The organism is Chryseobacterium sp. RU33C (assembly GCF_900156015.1).
Taxonomy (GTDB): domain Bacteria; phylum Bacteroidota; class Bacteroidia; order Flavobacteriales; family Weeksellaceae; genus Chryseobacterium; species Chryseobacterium candidae.
In genome coordinates this window covers 24,351-45,169 of sequence record NZ_FTMT01000015.1, presented here as the reverse complement: position 1 = coordinate 45,169, position 20,819 = coordinate 24,351, and the positions used below count along the sequence as shown (strand labels likewise).

Sequence of the window (20,819 nt, the reverse complement as noted above, 5' to 3'; positions counted from 1 at the left end):
GATAAAAGCAACAGATGTACAGAGTACAACTATTGCTAATTTATTTACCTTTTGATTTACAATTGATTATAGATAATTCATTTGTACCGTTTGGATCGTCTGCTCCAGCTTTTTATCTGCTGTAGGATCTCCGATTGCGTTGAATTTCCATTCTCCGTTTCTCTTGTAGAAAACACCCATTACCATTGCTACGTGTCCGCTGAAAGAAGCATCATTCGCAATATCATATTTTGCAAAAACTTCTCTCACATTGGTAGGAGTTCCTTCATAAATACGGATAGAAGCAAAAGGAATGGTTCCGAAATCCTGACCTCTGTAGCTGTTCAGCACCATTGCTACATGCTCTACATTAGGTTCCAGCTGGCTGAAATCTACAGTGATCACTTCGTTATCCAATCCGTCATCTCCGTTTACGTCACCGGTAAGATCGTCTCCACTGTGTCTTACAGATCCGTTTCTGGATTTAAGATTTCCGAAATAGATTACTTCTGTAACGTTTTTGTTTGAATCATATAAAATACAGCTTCCGTCTAAGTCTACTGCTTCTTTTTTAGTTCCAAAAAATCCTTTCTTTTCAATTGCTCCCCAGTTAATTCCTACGCAAGCCTGGGAAAGCTCAGCTCCATTTTCTTTTTTAAGGTTGATTCTCTGACCTTTTTGTAAGTTGATAGCCATCTTTTTATCTTTAGTTGTTATTTACTTTTCTGCAAAAAAGCGAATCTTCTTTGCTTTACAAATTTCGTTTAGTTATTATTCAAATTCAGATTAAGCATTGCCCGCAAGATATTGGTTTCTTCGTCGAAGTCAAATATTTTGCTCATTATATCCATATTTTCCAGGTTTTTGATATAATCTTTTAAAACTGCTTCTACTTCTGCCGGTAACGTACGTTTTCTTTCGTTCATACTATGTTCAAGCTGTTCATTTTTGCTTCTCAGCTGATCAATAATAGAACTTTGGTTAGACTGATTTTCAGAAATATCCAGTTTATCCATTTCTTTGTCAAAAAGATACAATTTCTTTTCGTCTACACTGAAAATAAAATGATCATCAGACTGAAAGATTTTAAAAAGTTCATAATCATGGGTTCCTATAAGGTAACCACATACGAAACGGACTTTAAATCCCTGTATATTAAGTCTTCCCAACAGCTTTCTTTCAATGGAATAGTCTTTATACTGATAGGCCGGGAAAGAATCAGATTTCAGCAGCGTTTCATCTGCTTCCGTTCTGTAAAATTCCTGAGCATATTTTTTATGAAAGTACAGTACATTTTCCCAGTTGGCTGTAAAGCTATCTTCCGTAAGGTCTTTATATACCGTTTTCAGATGCTGGGAAAATACTCCGCTGTACATTTTCCTGTCGGTCTCAAAACTGTCTACGCGCCTTTCTTCAAAACCTGAAATATATTTACTGTTGATGTTAATTTCATTGATGACCGCCAGCATGTCATTTTCCTTCTGTTTTTTAATTTTAGTCAGAAGTTCTATAAGGCTGTCGGTATACTGCAGGTGGAAAAGTTCCAGTTTATTATAATCTAAAGCCGTATTTTCCTGGAACAGATTGTGAATAATATCCGTTTTGATGTAAATAGATATAATATCAATATGTTCAAAAAAATTAGCGAGAAGCTTAAGCTTTGTTAACCTTCTTTTGCTTTGCGACAATATGGTTGCTGCATCATCCCCCACCTTGGTATCCTATAAATTAACCTCTGACATTCGCTTTAAGTTCATGCTCCAATGTCTGAAGATCCTGATCCAGCTTTCTTCTGTTATCTGCTCCCTGTTTCTGGATTTGTTTCACTTCATTCAATGTATTGATCAGCATTGATGTTGTTTCTCTCAATGTTTCTACAGACACAATAGTCTGTTCGTTGGCTCTGGCAACATTCACTGAATTCTGGCCAAGACGTTCAGCATTCTTTCTTAAAATTTCTTCTGTAGTAGAAGAGACTTTCTGCTGGATTTCAATATTCTGCTGCTGTCTGTACATCGCTACAGCTAATGAAAGCTGATTTTTCCATACAGGAAGTGTGGTGGTAAGAATTGTCTGTGCTTTTTCAGCAATAGAAACGTTATTATTCTGTACCAGTCTGATCTGAGGAAGCGACTGCATCATGATTACACGCACCACTTTAAGATCAGCCATTCTCCTGTCTAGCCTTGCAATGAAATCTCTTTTATCTGCAATCTGATAATCCTGATAAATCTGCGGATTCGCTTCCATCTGAGCAAGCTCGCCTGCCGCTCTTTCCATTCTGATATTTCCTGCAATCACAAGATCTTCAATCTGTTTGATAGAATTCACATTGCTCTCAAAAATAGTCTGAAGTACAGCGTTATCTTTTGTAGAGGTGATAATTCCGGCATTTACTTTATAAGAGATCTGCTCAATATTATTGATGATCTTATCGTATTTTGCAAATAAGTTCTCTACCTGAGTCATTACCTTTTTCATGAATGGTAATTTGCTCAGGAAGCTTTTTACTTTATTTCCTTGAAGCTCCTCTACATCTACATAATTAAGCTCTACCAAAAGATCATTGATAAGTCCTCCTACTTCTCCGGAGTTGGACCTTCTTACATTCCCTAAGAAGCTGTCACTCTGATTGGTAAGAGTTTTCTGAAGTTCCGCCCCGAAATTCACGATGGAACCTGGGTTGGCCTCATCAATGGAGTTGGCAAGAACTTCATATTTCTGACGTTCTTCTGACTGCAGCTGAGTAAGGTTTACATTTCCTTCTCTATCCACAAGAACTGCCGGCGCTGCATTCTGAACAGGCTGAGCCGGAGTTGGCGGAACCATTGGAGTCGGCTCAAAGGTTTTAAGAGGTTCTATTGATCCTAGCGGATCTATGGGTTGATTTTCCTGATTGTCCATAATTACTTCTGATAAATTGATACAAATTTCTCAAGGCCGTCTCTCTGTCCTGCTCCTACAGCCTCAAATTTCCATTCTCCGTTTCTGTTGTAGATTCTTCCGAATTCTACAGCGGTTTCGATGGAGAAATCTTCGTCTAATTCATATTTTAAGATCTCTTCATTCGTATCTGTATTGAAAATTCTGATGAAAGAATTTCTTACCTGTCCAAAGTTTTGTTTTCTTGAATCAGCTTCGTGAATGGTTACTACTACTGTAATTTCTTTGATAGCATCATCAATCTTTGTAAGATCAATTTTGATCTGCTCATCATCACCTGATCCTTCTCCTGTAAGGTTATCTCCTGTATGAATTACAGATTTGTCCGGAGACTCAAGGTTGTTATAGAAAATAAAGTGATTATCTGAAACTAATTTTTTGTCGTCCCCAAGCAAAAATAAAGAAGCATCAAGGTCGAAAGCCGTTCCTGTAGAAGTATTATTGATATCCCATCCTAAACCTACAGTAAATTTAGGTGCGTTAATGTTTTCTCTTTGTCCTTTTTGTAAGTTAATAGCCATAATATAATTCCGTTTGTGTTAAAGTATTGATATTGTTTTCGTATTCTTTTATTAAATGATAATTGTTACTGATCGCCAGCTCCAAAAGCAGGTCCATCTGTTCCTTTTTTACTTTAGACGTAAGATAATCAAAATTACCTGAATCCAACCCTAAAATATATTTTACAATCCTTGTATTGAACTGAAAGCTTTCTTTATTCATCACTTCTGCAACATGATTTACATTTTTCACAGCGTAATAGTTGAAAAAGTTTTCAATTTTCGGGTCAAGGTCAAAATTCATCAGCTCTGCATAATACAGGAACATAAAGTCAGCCTCCACGTTATATTCGTCCAGGATTCTGTTGATTGTATATTCATGACTTCCCGTGATTTTTATATCGTCTATAAAAATACAAAGTTTTCCTCTCAAAAAATCTTTATCGATATAATAAGTGTCATTGGCGATCAGATTTTTTCGGTCTTCAAAATTAAGATTCCCGTAATCTGTGATGTATGTATGATTACGATTGATTTTAGATAAAATGCTTGACTTTTTTCCTTTTTGAAACAAGTAAAAATCAAGATGCTTTTTAAAGTAAAAACATAAAAAATTGGATGCTGTAGGAATCGCCATGTACGGACTTGGAAGTACAACAATTTCTTTATCCGTATTTAAAAGTTCTCCATTTTCGGAAATAAATCCGTCAAATAATTCTCTTGCAAATTTTTCAGCATACGACTTATCGCCATACTTGAAATAGCTGTATTCCGCAGGTGAGAAACTAAACTCATCCGCCGAATGAATGTGGTGTAAGCTATACCTTGTATTCATGTTTATTTTTAGTGTTTAAGTAAGTGGGCACTGAAACCGAAGTCTTTTGCTCCCTTATAATCTGCTACAGGATTATCTCCGATGTGCAGAATCTGATTGAGTGGCAAGTCCTGATCTTTGATCTTATTCTTCACTTCCTGAAAAATAAGCGGGTTCGGTTTGGAACAGTTGATTTCATCAGAATAGATATGAAAATCGATGTACTGATCCAGATTTTCATGAATCAGAAATTTTCTCATGGTTTTCCCTTTGATAAAGCCTGTATTGCTCAGAATATTAATGGTCTTTCCCTGGTTTTTGATATCCTCAAAAAAATCATGAATATTTTCAAAAATAACAACGGGTCTGTATTCCAGAAACAAGTCTTCACTTTTAGCGTAAAACGCATTGAGTTTTTCTTTATTCAATTCCTTTACATCTACATCCAGAGCACCGAGAATCATCAGGTAGATCTCAAAAGTGTTTATATTTCCTCCCGTCACTTCATTAATAGTATTGCAAAGATTATCGTAATATTTTACGGTTTTCGCAACCCGCTCTATCGGTTTATCTACATTAAAAAATGAGGAGAACAGCTCAACTCTTTTTGTTTTAAATTCAGGGTGAGATTTGATTAAGGTGAGCCACAGGTCAAAGGAAAAATGACGGTGGTTATGGATGTCGATATCTGTTTTCAATAGGTTTTAAGTTAAAAGTTTTTATTTAGCTTCTTGAAAAAGATGTAATTATTTTATCATCAAAAAGTGTCTATAATACTATTCTTCCCAAAGATAAAATATTTATCATAAAAGCATTACGTCCGTTATCTGTTTTAAGATATTTTTATGAAATTCTATGAATTTGGCAGACTTACAGAAAGTGGTTTACAAAGTGTTTAATATCCTTTTACAAAAAAATATTTTCAAAAATTGTTTGGAAATCAAAAAAAAATTATAATTTCGCAACCGATTAACAATCAACAATGTCAACAAAAATGATACATATTATAACGTTAAGCAATCCTGTCAGAGCTGTGTTCTTTGGCAGCACTGAATATTTATCTGAATAGTTCTACAGATCTTTTATACTAAAAAATATATTGAAGACCTGTCTATTCGGATAGGTCTTTTTTGCTGCCCTGATTTCAGACTTTAACAATTCAAAAAACTTCTGTTATTTGTTAAGATCTCTGAAAATTTCCCTTTGATACGAAATACAAAAAATGTTTTACCGGCTTTATAAGACCGGGGTGTATTTTGTGTTCATTTTTTCAGAACCTTTTCTAAATACAGAGCTAAAAATCAACAATTTAAATCAAACAAAATGAAATATAACACACGAAATATAGGGGTCATAGCACACGTAGATGCAGGGAAAACAACTTTATCAGAAAGGCTTTTGTATTATACAGGACTTATTCATAAAATTGGTAATGTAGATGACGGAAATACCACCATGGATAAAGACATACAGGAAAGAAACAGAGGGATTACCATTTCATCCGCTGCAGTTTCTACCCAATGGAAAAAGGACGAAAAAGTTTATAACATCAATATTATTGATACGCCAGGACACATTGATTTTGCAGTGGAAGTAGAACGTTCCTTAAGAGTTTTAGATAGTGTTGTCGCCGTTTTCTGTGCTTCTTCAGGAGTTCAGCCACAGACTGAAAATGTCTGGTTCCAGGCTGAAAAACACGGAACATCCAAAATCTGTTTTATCAATAAAATGGACAGGATTGGTGCAGATTTCTTTGCGGTTCTCAATGAGATAAAAACCAAACTGAATGCTCTTCCTCTGGCACTTCAGATTCCGATGGGTGCTGAAGTACATTTTGAAGGCGTTATTGATCTTGTCAGAATGAAAGCATTATACTGGAATGATGAAAACGGAGAAACCATTGTGGAAAAGGAAATTCCCGACCATTATATTGCTGAAGCCGATGAATACAGGATAAAATTAATGGAAACTCTGGCAGAAAATGATGAGATGTTTTTTGAAATTTTTATGGATACTGAACAAACAGTCACTGTTGAAATGATTTCGGAAGCTATACAAAGAGTCTGCAGATCCGGAGCAGCCGTACCTGTTCTGTGTGGTTCTGCTTTTAAGAATAAAGGAATCCAGCCTCTTCTTGATGCTATAGTCACTTATCTTCCGGCTCCGGACCAGCTTGCTGACCTGCAGGGAAAAGATCCTCATACAGAAGAAACGGTAGTACTGAAAAGAAATGAGGAAACTGCCTTTTCAGGACTTGTCTTCAAAGTATTGATTGACAAACACATGGGAAGACTGGCTATGCTTCGTGTGTATTCCGGAAGGATACAATCCGGAGATACGATACTGAATGTAAGAACGGATGAAAGTTTCAGGATTTCCAGGATTTTACAAATGCAGTCAGACAAAACGTTATCTCTTGAAGAAGCTAAAGCTGGAGATATTGTTGCCTTAACAGGAATAAAAGATGCCAAAACCGGAGATTCTTTATCTTCTGTACACAAGCCGGTATTACTGGAATCGATTACGATCCCGGCTCCTGTGATCAGGGTGGCTATTGAACCAAAAACCAATGGTGATGAGAAATCTTTCGGTTTGGTGCTGGCAAAAATTCAGGAAGAAGATCCTTCTTTGGTGGTTGAAAGAGATCCGCAGACCGGAGAGACTTTATTGAGTGGATTGGGTGAACTTCATCTTGAAGTCACTTTGGAAAAAATCCGCCTGAATCATGGTATTGAAATCAATCAGGGAAAACCTAAAGTTTCTTATCGTGAGATCTTAACGGAAACTAAAGTTCACAGAGAAAAGCTTTCCAAACAAAACGGAGGAAGCGGTCAGTTTGCTGATATCACTTTTGAAATCGGACCAGGAAATGACCATGAACACGGATTGGAGTTTGTTAACCTGATCAAAGGAGGCGTTATTCCTACTGAATTTATTCCTTCTATTGAAAAAGGATTCAAGGAAGCTATGAATCATGGACCATTGAAAGGATATCCTCTGGAAAATATGAAAGTCACTCTTCTTGACGGCTCTTTCCACGCTCAGGATTCTGCAGCATTTGATTTCGAAATTGTTGCACGAGAAGGATTCAAAACGGCAGCAAAAGGATGTAGTCCTAAACTGATGGAACCTGTCATGCAGGTAGAGGTCCAAAGTATAGAGGAATACACAGGTGCTGTCACTGCGGATATTAACAGAAGAAGAGGAATGATCACTTCTATTGATGAAAGATCAGGAAGAAAAATTTTTGCGGCAGAAGTTCCGTTAGCTTCCACTTTCGGGTACATCTCTGACCTGAGAACACTGACAAGCGGACGCGCTTCTATCAGCATGAAATTATCTCACTATGCTTTAGTGCCTGATTTTATTGCCAATACATTAATCACCTAACCAAGCAAGGACTGTAGATTTTTTCTTACAGTCCTTGTCTGGTTATGGGGAGTTTTTATAGTGAAAAGTCAATCGTCAATCCGCTGCGCCTGTTAATTTTTTCTAAACTACAAAAATTCATCATTCACTTGCGAAGCAAAATTTACTTATTGCCCTCTTCGCTATTTTTCCGGCATTACTTTATACGTTGGATCTTCCAAGATATCAACTTCCACTACGGCCTCTGCATTTTTAAGTATTTTCCGGCAGTCTTCGCTGAGATGACGCAGGTGTAAGGTTTTATGATATTGCTTATACCGTTTGGATAATTTGTCCAGCGCATCTATTGCACTCATGTCTACAATGCGGCTTTCTTTAAAATCAACCACCACCTGATCAGGATCATTCATAGGATCAAATTTATCTGTAAACGCTGTTACTGAACCGAAAAATAAAGGTCCGTATATTTCGTAATACTTCACTCCATTTTCATCCTCATATTTTCTGGCTCTGATTCTTTTAGCATTATCCCAGGCAAAAACCAATGCTGAAATGATCACTCCAATCAAGACTGCTAAAGCCAGGTTATGTAAAATCACCGTAACCAATGCCACAGTAACTCCGACGAAGATATCAGACTTCGGCATTTTATTCACAATCCTGATCGATACCCACTGAAAAGTACTGATAGCGACCATCATCATCACTCCAACCAAAGCTGCCATAGGAATTTTCTCTATGACTGATGCTCCGCACAGAATAATGATTAAAATTAACAATGATGCAATAATCCCGGATAATCTGGCTCTGGAACCGGCGTTAAGATTCACCAGCGTTTGCGCTACCATTGCACATCCACCCATTCCGCCAAAGAAGCCATTGGTAATATTAGCCAATCCCTGAGCTACGGATTCTTTATTGGCACTTCCTTTTGTATTTGTAATTTCATCCACCATAGATAATGTCAGAAGAGATTCTATAAGACCTACTCCAGCCATAATTAAGGCATAAGGAAAAATAATCTGTAACGTTTCCAGAGAAAAAGGAATCTGTGGGATATGGAAACTCGGAAGATTTCCACTGATATGGGCGATATCTGCTACCGTTTTTGTTGGAATATTAAATCCGAGAACCACAGCAAAGACAATGATAATAGCCACAAGAGAGGCTGGGACAACTTTTGTGATTTTCGGAAAAAAATAAACAATTGCGATTGTAAGAGCCGTTAAGCCTGCCATGATATACAAAGGCATTCCCTGCAGCCAGCTTATCCCACCATTACTATCCGTGATTTTGAACTGTTCTACCTGTGCCATGAAAATAATAATAGCCAAACCGTTCAGGAATCCGTACATAACGGGTTGTGGAATCAGCCTTACAAATTTCCCCAGTTTAAAAATTCCTACCATCATCTGAAGGATTCCGGCAAGTGCTACGGTGGCAAAAAGATATTCTATCCCATGAGATTGTATTAAAGCAATCAGCACAACAATAGTTGCTCCTGCTCCACCGGAAACCATCCCCGGACGCCCTCCTAAAACAGCTGTTACCAATCCCATCATAAAAGCTGCATAAAGTCCTGTAAGAGGAGACAAACCGGCCAGGATAGCAAATGAAAGAGATTCAGGAATCATCGTCATCGCTACAGTAAAACCAGCCAGCAATTCATTTTTATAATTGATTTTTTTCGAAAAATCGAATAAGCTTATAGTATTTTTCATTGATAGGCAAAGGTATGGACTGTCCCGATGGTACACAATTTTTTCTTTTTATGATTTTTTGAGAAACAAATCCGCCATTTAAATAATTCCCACATCAGTTCTTATAATATGTTAATTTTAATTAAAATAAATATATAATCTATAATTTTTATATTTATGATTCTTTTTACTTCTTATTTTTGTCTACATTTGAAAAAGAATAAGCAATTATTCGGTACTAATTTAAAATTCAATGTGTAAAAAGCTGTTTATCAGTTTATCTGCAGCTTTAACTCATAGAATTGCATAAAACCTTAATAGGTTATATATTATTTGACACAAATGGCAGGAAAAGAAGTTTGAAAGAGAAGAAGAGAAAACCATTGAAAATAAAGAATATATTGCAAGTACATTAAGGCGACCCCTACCCGCCTGTTATTAAGATATTTAGCAAAATACATATCCACTTTTATAAGATAAATAGTAGTCTTATAAAACCTATTTTAGTATTCTTAAATCATTGTTTCTATTGTTAATCAATTTCAAATTTCTGTGAATTATTCCCTGCAAAGCATAATATATTCAGCACCTATTCTCGTTTTTTTATATATAAATTTAAACAAAAGAACAATATTCAGTAAAAATGTTATATAAAGAAATCCATATTGGGAAATTTATAAAGGAAAGAGTTGATGAAAATGAAATTACAGTAGAGAGGATATGCAAATTTTTAAGTAAAGATGAAGAGACTGTTGAAATGATGTATGACAGCAAATCAATGGATACGGATCTTCTTTTAAGATGGAGCAAGTTACTGGAATATGATTTTTTCAGACTTTACAGCTCACATTTGATTTTATACGCCCCTCCTTCCGCCATTAACAAAAACCAGCAGAAGTCCGAAAAAACGCCTTATTTCAGGAAAAATATTTATACTCAGGAAATCAAAGACTTTATCATGAAAAGAATTCTTTCCGGTGAGATGACCCATAGTGAAGTGATTAAAGAATATTCTATTCCGAAAAGTACCCTTCACAGATGGCTTCAGAAGAGTGATAATGCAAACGGATAAACAGATAAGACATGCGTCCCAATTATAAAAAAATTTACCTGGATATGCTTAAAACGGAATATCCTGAAAAGCTGAAAGATCCGAAAATCAAAGAACTTCTTGAAAAGCTTCATACCAGTGAGGATGTGCTTAAATTCAATGAAAAACTCTTCAAGCAGTCCAGAGAAAATCAAAAACTCAAAACCTATGACAAACAGACTATGCTAAAATTACTGCAGTATCAGAAAAAGCATGGTCATTCCATAAGTTATATGTCCAGAAAATATAAAATAAGCAGAACTACTCTTTCTAAGTGGAAAGTGATGTTTGAAGAAGAGCTTGAAGATACAATGAAAATTGCCGGTAAGTAAACTACCGGCTTTTTTTAAAGGTAATAGTAAGGAAAAAAACGGGCTAACGTTTGCCGGAGTCGAACCGGATAACCTTGCCGGAGTGACCGGCTTCGCTATTCCTCCCCTAATTGTGTTACGATGAATTTTTCCTGACGACACTTCAAAATGGAATATAAAGAAGCTGGAAGTGGCCAGAAGAAAGGGATTAAAGCCTGATGATCTATCTGACTTTATAGAAAATTATATACAAAGATCTTCAACGTCCCACTTCCGGCTTCTTGTATGATAAGACAAGGCGATATGCGAATAATGCAGTCGTGCTCTAACCAGCTGAGCTACTCTTCCTATATAGACTGTGTTTTTTTATTGTGAAAGAGACGGGACTCGAACCCGTGACCCCGTCGTGATGAGCGAAGTAACATTTTTCTACGGCACTTGTTTGTTTTTAAAATAAAAAAGAGGCTAAGTTCGAAAAGACTTATACAAGATCACTTTCATGACCTTCTGAAGTCGAACCAAATTAAACCGAAGCAGGCCTTTTCTACAGAACTCTTTTACAAATCAAGGTAATATTTTTCAGAATCTTCCGTGCATTTGCTCTACCTGCTGAGCTACTTCTCCTTTTCGAGGGAAAAGACAGGATTCGAACCTGCGACCCAATGTTTACTCAATCTCGAAGTATGATTCTAAGACGACACTCGATTTTTTATTTTTAGTTATTAGTTTTCTTTTTACAAAATTATATTGATACTGCGCAATCTATTTACGTAGTGTAAATTTTTATTTACCTATTGGTTCGTTTTGCCTTGAAGCAAAAGAACCAGAAATTCAAGACCTGGAAACTCCGGCTAAAAATAACCTATACTCTCTAAAAATTCTAAAACTTGCGCGAATGTTATATCAGTTCTTCGCTTCACCTTCTGTGTCGCGCTTCAAACAATAGAATTTTCTTACCATTCGTATAGTTTATTTTCTTAACGCCTCCATTTCCTATGTCATATTTCCATAGTTCTCATCGCTGGAAATTTCGACTTTTATTACTTTTTTTCATTGATATGATTTAAACAAAAGAGGCTAAGTTCGAAAAGACTTATACAAGATCACTTTCATGACCTTTCTGGAATCGAACCAAATTAAACCGAAGTAGATCTTTTCTACGGCACTCTTTTAATAATATCAGGGCAAAAACGGTGGAATCTTTTCTTTTTCTTCTGCTCTATCTTTTGAGCTACGTTCCGTTTACAACAGGAATGGCAGGAATTGAACCTACATCTGAAGACCTAACTCGAAGTATGATTCCAAAACGACACCTGATTTTAATTTTTCCATTGGGTTTTTCTGTATTTCTTCCAACATCTCTGGAACTTTGTATACGTTGCATTCACCACTTCAAAACCGTGTGGAAAACATCGCGAACAACCCATTTCATTTCCATATAAGATTCTGGAAATCTGTACACCGGAAATTTTCTTTGGGAAGTCAATCAATTCATATTCATTGAATCCGAATTTCTTTCTTAACGCTTTAGCTTTTTTCATAAGTATTGAGTATTAACCTCAATACAGTGCTTCTTTTAGATCTGGTTTATGATTATTCATGGTTATTCGTTTTATTCTTTACAAATTTATATTCTTAGTGCGCATTCTTTTTACGCATTTGTTTTTTTATTAAAAACCAAGTAACAATGTATAAGAGTTTTTGATTCGATTCAAATTAAAAGTTTGATGATGGAACTCTTATGAACGACATTGGTCAGCTACCGGGCAATCTGGTGAAAGACTTTGTCAGTTTGGAATCGAAGTAAGTCTTTCTAACGGCACCGGTAATATTAACACTGCAAAATTATATTGTAAGTACGCAATCTTTTTACGCAGTTTTATTTTTAATAATAAAATAATGATGAAATCACTTCGAAAAGTTTTAAAACCCCTAAAATCGGAAGTAAAATAATAAATCCGATCAATAAAAAGATTCCGATTTTACTTAAAAAATCTGTTTTATCTTCTGAATAGTTTCCTTTCTCTCTTGTTTTGGTTTTGAAAACAGGAATCTGTTTTGTGATTGTAAGACTATTCTGTTCAAGTTCTGTGATTACCTTCAATGCATATTCATCAAGCAGATTTTTATCTCCTCTGAAAACAATGTCTTTTAAAATGGCATTTCCTGAATTGCTTAAAGACTTTATGTAAATCTGTACTGCATTTTCCATTTCATTATTCTCCGGTGCAGACAGAATCCAGAATTTACCTGCTTCATCAAGAAATCCTGCTTCAAAGTAAATATACCCTAACTTTTTTCTCAGGGAAAGATCATCAGGAAACTGATTGATCATATTTCTCAATCTGTCGCATGCCTTTTTCTTTCTGCCTTCTTTAAGATCCTGTTCAATTCTGTACAATAAATTTCCCATTGTTGTTTTGCCGTTTCATTTTTTATTTACCTATTGGTTCATTTTGCCTTGAAGCAAAAGAACCAAAGGTTCAAGACCTGGAAACTCCGGCTAAAAATAACCTACACGCTCTAAAAATTCTAAAACTTGCGCGAATGTTATATTAGTTCTTCGTTTCACCTTCTGTGTCGCGCTTCAAACAATAGAATTTTCTTACCATTCGTATAGCTTATTTTCTTAACCCTTCCGTTTTCTATTTCACATTTCCATAGTTCTCATCGCTGGAGATTTCAACTTTTTATTATTATTCTTCATATACATTCTGTTAAATTTTACAAAGAACTATTACTTCATGATCAAGAAGAATTCACCATTTTTAATTTATAATTTTTTCATTCCTAGCCCCGATTGCAACGGCATCCTTTTTCTGAATGGCTTGAAGAAAGCTTTGGCGAAAAAGATAGAGTGGAAAGCGGGATTAAGCTCCTGAATATATTGATTATTTTATTCTATATGTTAAAAGCAGTGCCTGTTACAGCACTACTTTCTGAATCATTTTCACTGCCGATTTTTTGTCTTCCAAAGCATTCAGTACATCGAAAATTTTGTCTGACCAACCTGCAATTAGGTGTACATCATCCTTCCTGATATCAAGCGGCTGTGTACCATAACCTGCCAGGTCAAAAATATACAGCTTTGCATGAGGCGCGATGGCTTTGTACTTTTTCCACATGTCTTCAAAGGAGTTTCTGTTTCCTGTGCTATCCCATAGCTGAGTATCCGTGAACAGCATGACTTTATCTACCTGTTCTCCTCTTTTGATGAGATCTTCAATGACCAGATAACCATTGGTAGAGTATCCTACTTCACCTTCACGTTTGTAGAATGCATCTACATTCCTTAAAATACCATTTTTCGGCATTGGAACTCTTAACCAGCGGTCGCCGAAGATACCTGTTACCACATTTTTACACTGTGACTGGAGGATCATGGACATCAGCAATCCGATATCATACAGCAAAATTTTACTTTTACCGGAAACTGCTTTCTGCATAGAGCCTGATACGTCGGCAGCAATCACTACCGAAGTTTCAAAACCAAAACCTTTGATATTTCTGGCACTCACTACAACAGCATTTTCCAATGCTTCCAATACTGAGGACAGGTATGGAGAATCGATATTTTTTAATTCTCTGTAAGCAGCAAGAAACCGGAATGGGAGCTGTTTTGAATTGGATACTGCTCTTTCATCGGAAAGATAGGCGCATACTTTTTGCATAGCATCAGAAGACACTCCAGCTTCCAGGATATTCCTCAGGTTTCTCATAGTTGCCATATAACCCAATTTGTTGCTGAAGATCAATTCTTCCCATTTGTTGCTGAAAGCCAGTTTTCTTTCTGCATCATCTGTAAATTTCGCTTGGCCCAGAACGGAAAGCTCCACTTCCCAGGTATAAGGTGTTTCCAGTGTATTGTTGGCAATTTTATTGAAAACTGTTTGCTGATTTTCATCTTTAGCTTTCGGGTGTACCAGGAATAATGCGTCTTTCAGGGTTACTTCCGCTTTTCTGTTATATTTTGCGAACTGGTATTCATCAAATTTATTGAATGATTTCACCAGACCTTTCTGAATCTGCTTTGAAAGCTTGTTCAGTTTTTTGGTATCTGTTCTTTTGTTGGCAAGCTGGTAATATGCCAGCAATTCTGTGATTTCATCTGCTCTCTGAACAACTCCGTCTACTGTTTTGCTTACAAGGTCTGTACCGGAAGTCCGCTTTGCCAATTCGGTTGTTAAAACCAATGGAATGGATCTTAAGTACATATTTTTTCTAGCATATACGGCAAGTTTTGCCACAAATTCAGGATCATTTTTTTTGACCAGAGACTGGATTCTCACCAATCTGTCATTTCCTTTTTCATAATTGGCATCGGACAGTCCTGTTGTAACAACAGCACTATACAACTCTTCTGCAGGTGTCATGGCATATGCTTTTGCACCTTCATAGTTCTGTACTACTTTATTTTCTTTTCTTAAAAAATTAAATTTCATGGTTACTGTTTTTATTGTTAAACATGGAAGGGATTAATACTTCCTCTCTGATTTCTGATGCAAAGTAAAAACGATATTACGCAACCTTTTTGCGTAGTAATTTTTTCTTTGTTTTTTTAATTTTTATTTTTGAAAGGTGATTGAAAGGAGATTTAAATTCGATATAATAATTGAATAACTGTAGCAGATTTTAAGTTTTGGCTCTAAAGCCCACCTCTATTGAATTAACATTAAAAAAATATTGATATTCAACAAGAATCTAATTCTTAATTATAAACTCCTTCTATTATTCATTTTCAAGAAAGAAATCGTCTATACTACGTTTTCCGGCAAAGGTTTTCTAGCTTTGCTTTTATTAAAATTGAACTATGATTAAAGGAATATATGAAACCCATGTTCAGGTAAGCAATCTGGAAAATGCGATACTGTTTTATACGGAAGTATTAGGGCTAAAGCTAGCTCATAGGGATAAAACCAGGCCTATTGCTTTTTTATGGGTGGGAGAAGAAAAGGAATTTATGCTGGGATTATGGGAGCAAAAGGAAAATCTTCAGACCAGACATTTTGCTTTTTCCAGCAGTAAGGAGGATATTTTGAATTATTCTGTGGAGTTTCTAGAAAAAAAGAATTTAAAACCTTACAATTTTCTGAAAAACGGAAGTACAGAGCCTATGGTATTTGCATGGATGCCTGCACTGGCTATTTATTTTAATGATCCTGATGGAAACCAGCTTGAGTTTATTTCTATTCTGGAGGGTGAAGGCAGACCGGAACTGGGAGTACTGAGCTATGAGGAATGGATGAAGCAGACTGGTAATTAATAAGACACTAATACAACACAGTGGCGCAAGATGTTGCGCCTTTGTGCTGCTCAACAAAATGATAAAATGAGCATCAGCAGTATTTAAACATTAACCAGTCTTTTTACCGCCAATACATGTTTACAGGGACCTCTTTCTCCCTGATATTTACTGAACCATTCGCAGGTGCAACGCTCTTTTTCTTCTTGAATGATTACTATATGATGTACCCCGGTTCCTTTTACTCTGGCTTCTGTTCTTTCTTTATTATTATTTAAGATTTCTACTTTTCCGTCCTCTATCAATTTCTGAGCATTTTTTATACGAGGATTGAGTCCAATAATACGGTTTAATTTAAAAGGAAGTCTACGATAGAAAAATTCTCTGTCATCAAGATCATAACCTAGTAATCCCATTGCGGCAAGCCTGCCTGTAATATTTTCAACTTTATCAAAACTGATATGCTCTTCCAAGGCAAGTCTGCGGGGATTAAAAGACTGATTGGCATAGGCATATTTATCCAATGCATCAATCCATTCATCAGGAACATCTGAAATCAGACTATCCAACACTGCTCCTTCACCTGAAAAACCTCTCCAGCATTCTCTCGATAAAGAAAAACTAAACCGGATATTTCCCATACTGAGTTGCCATGTAGTAGACTGCATATTAACATGTGCAAAAACCTGCATACCATCAATATAAGGAAGAAGGGGTTCTAAAAGACGAAGCCTGTGAAGTCCTCCTATGCAAACAGAATCCGCAGATTGTACCGGAGAGAAAACAGGTTTATTTCCTCTCACAATTAAATAATAGTCTGACTTCACCACTCCTTTCGGCATTCCTCTAAACAATTGCTGTGTCTGGATTTTATTGAAGGTATGAAGCTTTTCTGATTCTGATAAATACACCTGAACGGTTCCCAGTCCTTTGATCCATTTTACAGGCAATGGCACTTTTCTTTCTGTTATTTTACTTTCCTCTTTGTATAGGCCCACTTCTTTTTGTCCTACAGAAAGTATAATTTTTTCATTAGGACGGATGCTTCCTAATGCAGTTATCATGGGCTGATTGAAATCCACATTCGTTGTTCCGTTTTCAAGAAACTCTCCATCCAATCCCTCTGGCAGCATATCTACTCTTGCATACACTCCCGCACAATGAGAAAAACCTTCCAACCTTAATCTTTCATTTCCTGCCGTCACTATGGGATCTTTAAGAAGTACCATCTGAAACGGAGACAGGTTAAAGCTGGATTTTACAATATTGGAAAGCGTGATCAGACATCGGGCCAAAATAAAGGGCTGCCCTACATTTCCCCAGAAAAAACAGGGAGCATCAGTGTTTTTATGTATCTCACTGTACTTGGCGAGAAATAATTCTTCAAGAGCACCTTTCTTAACTAAAGCGGATGCTCCTGGATAGTTGTAAAAAAGCGTATCTTCCATAATCTATTTTTTCAGAAGAAGATTCCCTATTTTTTTTAGACTTGAGCTTTCTTTCCAGTGGTTTAATTTTTTCATGACTTCTTTATGAACCGATGAATGGTTTAAAGCCAATACTTCATGGTAGATTTCCAGAATTCTTTTCAGGTTGGTAACCGGTTCTTCCATTTGAAGCAAAATACTGGAAATCAATTCCTCAAGAGCAATATTATGGTTTTTACTTACATTAAGCATGTGGTGCTGCATAAGATCGGTTAATCTTTTCACCGGGGCCCATTCTAATTTTTCGTGTAAACCAATCACTCTTCCCAGCCTTGCATTATCCATCATCTGGCAAGAAACATGTTCAAGCCATATTTCAGCCGCCGTTCCCCGGATCGTCTTATCACTGTCCAGGAAAATAGTTCCAAGAAACAAATAGCCAATTTCATCCAGAGGTTTTTTGATCTGATAAAGCGTATTCGCAGTATTCAAAACAAGACTTCTTTCATATACTTCTGCAATTCCTGAATAGAAAAGGCAGTATTTAATTACTTTCGCCAGAGCATTTGCAGGTGTATTGGGGAAACAAAGCATCAGCGCTGGAATTTCATTAAGCTCTTTCTGTTCGGCAACGAAATATTCCATGAACAAAGGTTCTTTTCTTTTTTCGAGATGATATTTTGGAATCGTAATATTCAGCTCCACCGGATAATAAGAGTTTTTCTTATTGTCAATAGTTTTCCACTTATAAGCGCCTGAGAAGAATTCTGCAGGAATACTATTATATCCGAGAGTTTTGAACTGCTCAAAAAAGGTCTCGGGGGAACGTGTAATCCCAGCTGTTATCCACCATGAGGGATGTATAAACGTCCCTTCGGGCTGTACATTTTTACCAAAGAAGAAAAGCAGTAATTCTTTATATTCCCCTTTTAATCTTTTCTCAACTTCTTCAATTGCTTTTGAGGTATCATCTAAAGCACAACGCTGCAGGGCAAGCTGAATATCCAGATGATGAGGCTCTGTATTATTATTCTGATAATTCTCCAATCTCTCAACAAGGGTTACAGGAGAAATCCAGCATGGGGAATGGGTAACGGGAAACAACAAAGGAATCTTATCCCCGGATTTTATTTTGTCAACAGCATATATCGCAATATCCTTAAAAGCCTGTCTTGCGGGACAATCTGCACCAACATCTTCTATCGGACCTAATTTTTTCTGATAATTGGAATAAGATTCTCTTGCCGCTTCCTCCTCTTTGGTTTTCTGATATATTTTTTCCAGATTCTTTAGCTGAATCGGATATTTTTCCATTAAAGCCAACCCATAATTGATGATTGCATTGCATAATAAAACATTCAGATAAGGAACTTCCCATTTTGCTATAGTTTTACAGGCTTTCAAAAATACAGGTTCTATCAGTTTCACAGATTCAGCATCTACATCTCCTGCAAATTGGATAAATCCCGTCAAAGCAATATCACAATGATAACTGTATGGATCATCCATTGCCACAGGCAGATAGAACATCAGATCTTCAAAATTCTGAAGTACCTGCACTGCATTTTCATCTGCAGCCAGCAGTCTCTTTTCGGAGTCTATTACCTCAAGTTCCGGCTGTTTCTCTTCAATATATTTTATCAAGAGAGGACGCACATTCGTCAGTATATTATCTGAATAATGAGAAAGAGCCTCTATCATATTTTCTGAAGCCGGAATATATTTAAGGATAATCTTTGCTGCTTTTGACTGTATACCATCATCTTTACTAACAAATGCTGTACTTAATGCCATTCCAAGCATGTCCGGATCCACCTTCTTTCTCTGAAATATTTTTTCTGTAAGTACCAGACTGGAAACCACTACTGTTTTTACCTCTGAACTGAGTAAATTGGGCAGGTAATGTGAAAATTCCTCACTCTTAAATTCAGATGTTCCAACAATTTTTTTCAGATGTGATAATATTGTATTCACCGCTTTTGACTGTGAAGAAACAAGCCCTGCAAGCAGGTCATCCTGCAGATCAGACAATTCTTCTTCCGTTGGCTTTAATGAGGTAAATGAATCCATAAACCAGCCCGTGACATTTTTATTAAAGTTTCTGTTGGAGGCCAGAAGGCACTCTCTCAGAAATCTTTTTCTTTCAATCTTCTTATCAGCAATAAGCTTTTGAACAATAGGAAACCATTCTTTACGGAAAGGCAAAGATCGGGAAGGGAATTCACACAAATACCAAAAATGAGTAGCAAGTGTTTCGGGGTAATGGTCAAGATCTGCCGGGTAATTGCTAAGATGATGTCCCAATAATTCGGGTTTGGGCTGCACATATCCTTTCTCCGTCCATCCTAAAATATCTTTATAATTAAATGCTGTAAATTCAGCTTCAACTGATTCATTGATAAAATCTGAAAACCAATCCGGGCATCCCCATTCCAGTATCTGCTCGGTCTGTTCCGCATTACGGAAAAGGCTCCAATAGTTTTTACCAAAATTCTTTTTGTCCATGCAGACAAATGAAGCAATATCTATAATGGAATGCTGGCTCACAGATCCCGCCGTGTGGTAGGAGTTTTTAGTCATTACAATTTTACTGATCTCACGGTCCATTTTCTTGATAGATGGTATCAGTGTTTTCCTTTCTTCAATACTAAGCTCTTTTAGAAAGGGGATAATCTCATGTACTTTTTCCTCATTAAGGATCTCATAAAGTCTTTCTTTCATGTGCTTTAATTTGATGTATAAATTTGTTTCAGGTTATTTATTTTTTTCCATTCTTCAGGCGGTCTGACAAAAATTTTCTCCGGTTCAAACCAATTTTGCTCTACCAGTTTATTATAGAGCGAAAGGAACTTTTTACTATTAAAAACCTTTCTCTCAACTGCTGAAAGAATGGAGAACAGCAGTTTACTTAAGGCAGCATTACATCTGATTTTCAAATGAATAAGTTTAAAAATCCCATATGCAGGTGTCTGTACAGGCTTACATTCAAAGCTGGACTTTTTGTGGATTACTGTTTTCCGTTCCTTTTCTTTATAACAACCTGAAAACACTGTATCCAACAGGGGGTCAAAAGCTTTACCACCGCAAGCTTCATATTTTTCAAACTGTCCCAGAGACAGAAATAAATAAAGCCTCGTTATGGAAAGTAAATTCATCTTCATTTCAACATTTAAAACCATTACATACCCTTCAATACAATACTGATATACAGAACTTAACAATAATCTACTATTTCTTTCCTCAGAAAACAGAGTCTGAAAAACAGGTCTGCTATATAAAATTCTCATCAGAACATTATCATAAACACCTTTCTAAAAATTGAATAAATCATTTATAAAAGAGGGATTTTCAGGACTGTAATATTTAAAGAATCCGGTGTCAAAATGATCTGATAAATATCTCACCGGAATTTTTTCTTTATATTCATGATCTCCTTTGCAATTA

The 20,819-nt window shown here is 36.3% G+C and carries 17 protein-coding genes; 4 read left to right on the top strand and 13 right to left on the bottom strand.

Annotated elements, in window-relative coordinates; translation table 11 throughout:
* Nucleotides 1–66 precede the first annotated feature (66 nt).
* The 6 genes from BW946_RS13330 to BW946_RS13305 form a co-directional block, all read right to left on the bottom strand.
* Nucleotides 67–675 carry a TerD family protein gene (locus BW946_RS13330; protein WP_076596653.1) on the bottom strand — a complete coding sequence of 203 codons (609 nt, stop codon included), beginning with the start codon at nt 673–675 and terminating at the stop codon, nt 67–69.
* A gap of 68 nt (nt 676–743) precedes the next feature.
* On the bottom strand, nt 744–1,691 hold the full coding sequence (locus tag BW946_RS13325; RefSeq protein ID WP_083688872.1) for a hypothetical protein: 948 nt from the start codon (nt 1,689–1,691) through the stop codon (nt 744–746).
* Between the two features lie 16 nt (nt 1,692–1,707).
* Nucleotides 1,708–2,883, bottom strand: coding sequence for a toxic anion resistance protein (locus BW946_RS13320; RefSeq protein ID WP_170872086.1), 1,176 nt, complete (start codon nt 2,881–2,883; stop codon nt 1,708–1,710).
* 2 nt (nt 2,884–2,885) lie between these two features.
* A complete protein-coding gene (locus BW946_RS13315) occupies nt 2,886–3,443 on the bottom strand; it encodes a TerD family protein (RefSeq protein ID WP_047428250.1) in 558 nt (185 codons plus the stop codon).
* Nucleotides 3,433–4,257, bottom strand: coding sequence for a phosphoribosyltransferase family protein (locus BW946_RS13310; protein WP_076596652.1), 825 nt, complete (start codon nt 4,255–4,257; stop codon nt 3,433–3,435). Before BW946_RS13310 ends, BW946_RS13315 begins: the two co-directional genes overlap by 11 nt.
* A gap of 8 nt (nt 4,258–4,265) precedes the next feature.
* Nucleotides 4,266–4,934, bottom strand: coding sequence for an HAD family hydrolase (locus BW946_RS13305; protein WP_076596651.1), 669 nt, complete (start codon nt 4,932–4,934; stop codon nt 4,266–4,268).
* Between the two features lie 625 nt (nt 4,935–5,559).
* Between BW946_RS13305 and fusA the strand changes: the two genes are divergently transcribed.
* Nucleotides 5,560–7,626, top strand: coding sequence for an elongation factor G (fusA, locus tag BW946_RS13300; protein ID WP_076596650.1), 2,067 nt, complete (start codon nt 5,560–5,562; stop codon nt 7,624–7,626).
* Nucleotides 7,627–7,787: 161 nt separating this feature from the next.
* Here fusA and BW946_RS13295 read toward each other — a convergent pair whose 3' ends face one another.
* Nucleotides 7,788–9,326 (bottom strand): SulP family inorganic anion transporter, encoded by a 1,539-nt coding sequence (locus BW946_RS13295; RefSeq protein WP_076596649.1) that lies wholly within the window; start codon nt 9,324–9,326, stop codon nt 7,788–7,790.
* Nucleotides 9,327–9,948: 622 nt separating this feature from the next.
* Between BW946_RS13295 and BW946_RS13290 the strand changes: the two genes are divergently transcribed.
* Both BW946_RS13290 and BW946_RS13285 read left to right on the top strand, forming a co-directional pair.
* Nucleotides 9,949–10,377: a transposase gene (locus BW946_RS13290; protein WP_076596648.1), complete on the top strand. Its 429-nt coding sequence runs from the start codon at nt 9,949–9,951 to the stop codon at nt 10,375–10,377.
* A gap of 11 nt (nt 10,378–10,388) precedes the next feature.
* Nucleotides 10,389–10,727 (top strand): helix-turn-helix domain-containing protein, encoded by a 339-nt coding sequence (locus BW946_RS13285; protein WP_076596647.1) that lies wholly within the window; start codon nt 10,389–10,391, stop codon nt 10,725–10,727.
* 1,298 nt (nt 10,728–12,025) lie between these two features.
* On the opposite strand, the gene BW946_RS13280 is transcribed toward BW946_RS13285, so the two are convergent.
* From BW946_RS13280 to BW946_RS13270, 3 genes are all read right to left on the bottom strand, one after another.
* Complete coding sequence (locus BW946_RS13280; RefSeq protein ID WP_076596646.1) at nt 12,026–12,247, bottom strand: phosphate ABC transporter substrate-binding protein; 222 nt, start codon at nt 12,245–12,247, stop codon at nt 12,026–12,028.
* A 344-nt stretch (nt 12,248–12,591) separates the two neighbouring features.
* A complete protein-coding gene (locus tag BW946_RS13275; protein ID WP_076596645.1) occupies nt 12,592–13,119 on the bottom strand; it encodes a DUF6584 family protein in 528 nt (175 codons plus the stop codon).
* A gap of 511 nt (nt 13,120–13,630) precedes the next feature.
* Nucleotides 13,631–15,148 (bottom strand): TROVE domain-containing protein, encoded by a 1,518-nt coding sequence (locus BW946_RS13270; protein WP_076596644.1) that lies wholly within the window; start codon nt 15,146–15,148, stop codon nt 13,631–13,633.
* 368 nt (nt 15,149–15,516) lie between these two features.
* Between BW946_RS13270 and BW946_RS13265 the strand changes: the two genes are divergently transcribed.
* Nucleotides 15,517–15,969, top strand: a complete 453-nt coding sequence (locus tag BW946_RS13265; RefSeq protein ID WP_076596643.1) for a VOC family protein — start codon at nt 15,517–15,519, stop codon at nt 15,967–15,969.
* Nucleotides 15,970–16,052: 83 nt separating this feature from the next.
* On the opposite strand, the gene BW946_RS13260 is transcribed toward BW946_RS13265, so the two are convergent.
* From BW946_RS13260 to BW946_RS13250, 3 genes are read right to left on the bottom strand one after another with little or no spacing between them, the layout of a single operon-like run.
* Complete coding sequence (locus tag BW946_RS13260) at nt 16,053–17,396, bottom strand: SWIM zinc finger family protein (RefSeq protein WP_076596642.1); 1,344 nt, start codon at nt 17,394–17,396, stop codon at nt 16,053–16,055.
* A gap of 3 nt (nt 17,397–17,399) precedes the next feature.
* Complete coding sequence (locus BW946_RS13255) at nt 17,400–20,096, bottom strand: DUF6493 family protein (RefSeq protein WP_076596641.1); 2,697 nt, start codon at nt 20,094–20,096, stop codon at nt 17,400–17,402.
* Nucleotides 20,097–20,101: 5 nt separating this feature from the next.
* Nucleotides 20,102–20,662 carry a hypothetical protein gene (locus BW946_RS13250; RefSeq protein WP_076596640.1) on the bottom strand — a complete coding sequence of 187 codons (561 nt, stop codon included), beginning with the start codon at nt 20,660–20,662 and terminating at the stop codon, nt 20,102–20,104.
* Between the last annotated feature and the right edge of the window lie 157 nt (nt 20,663–20,819).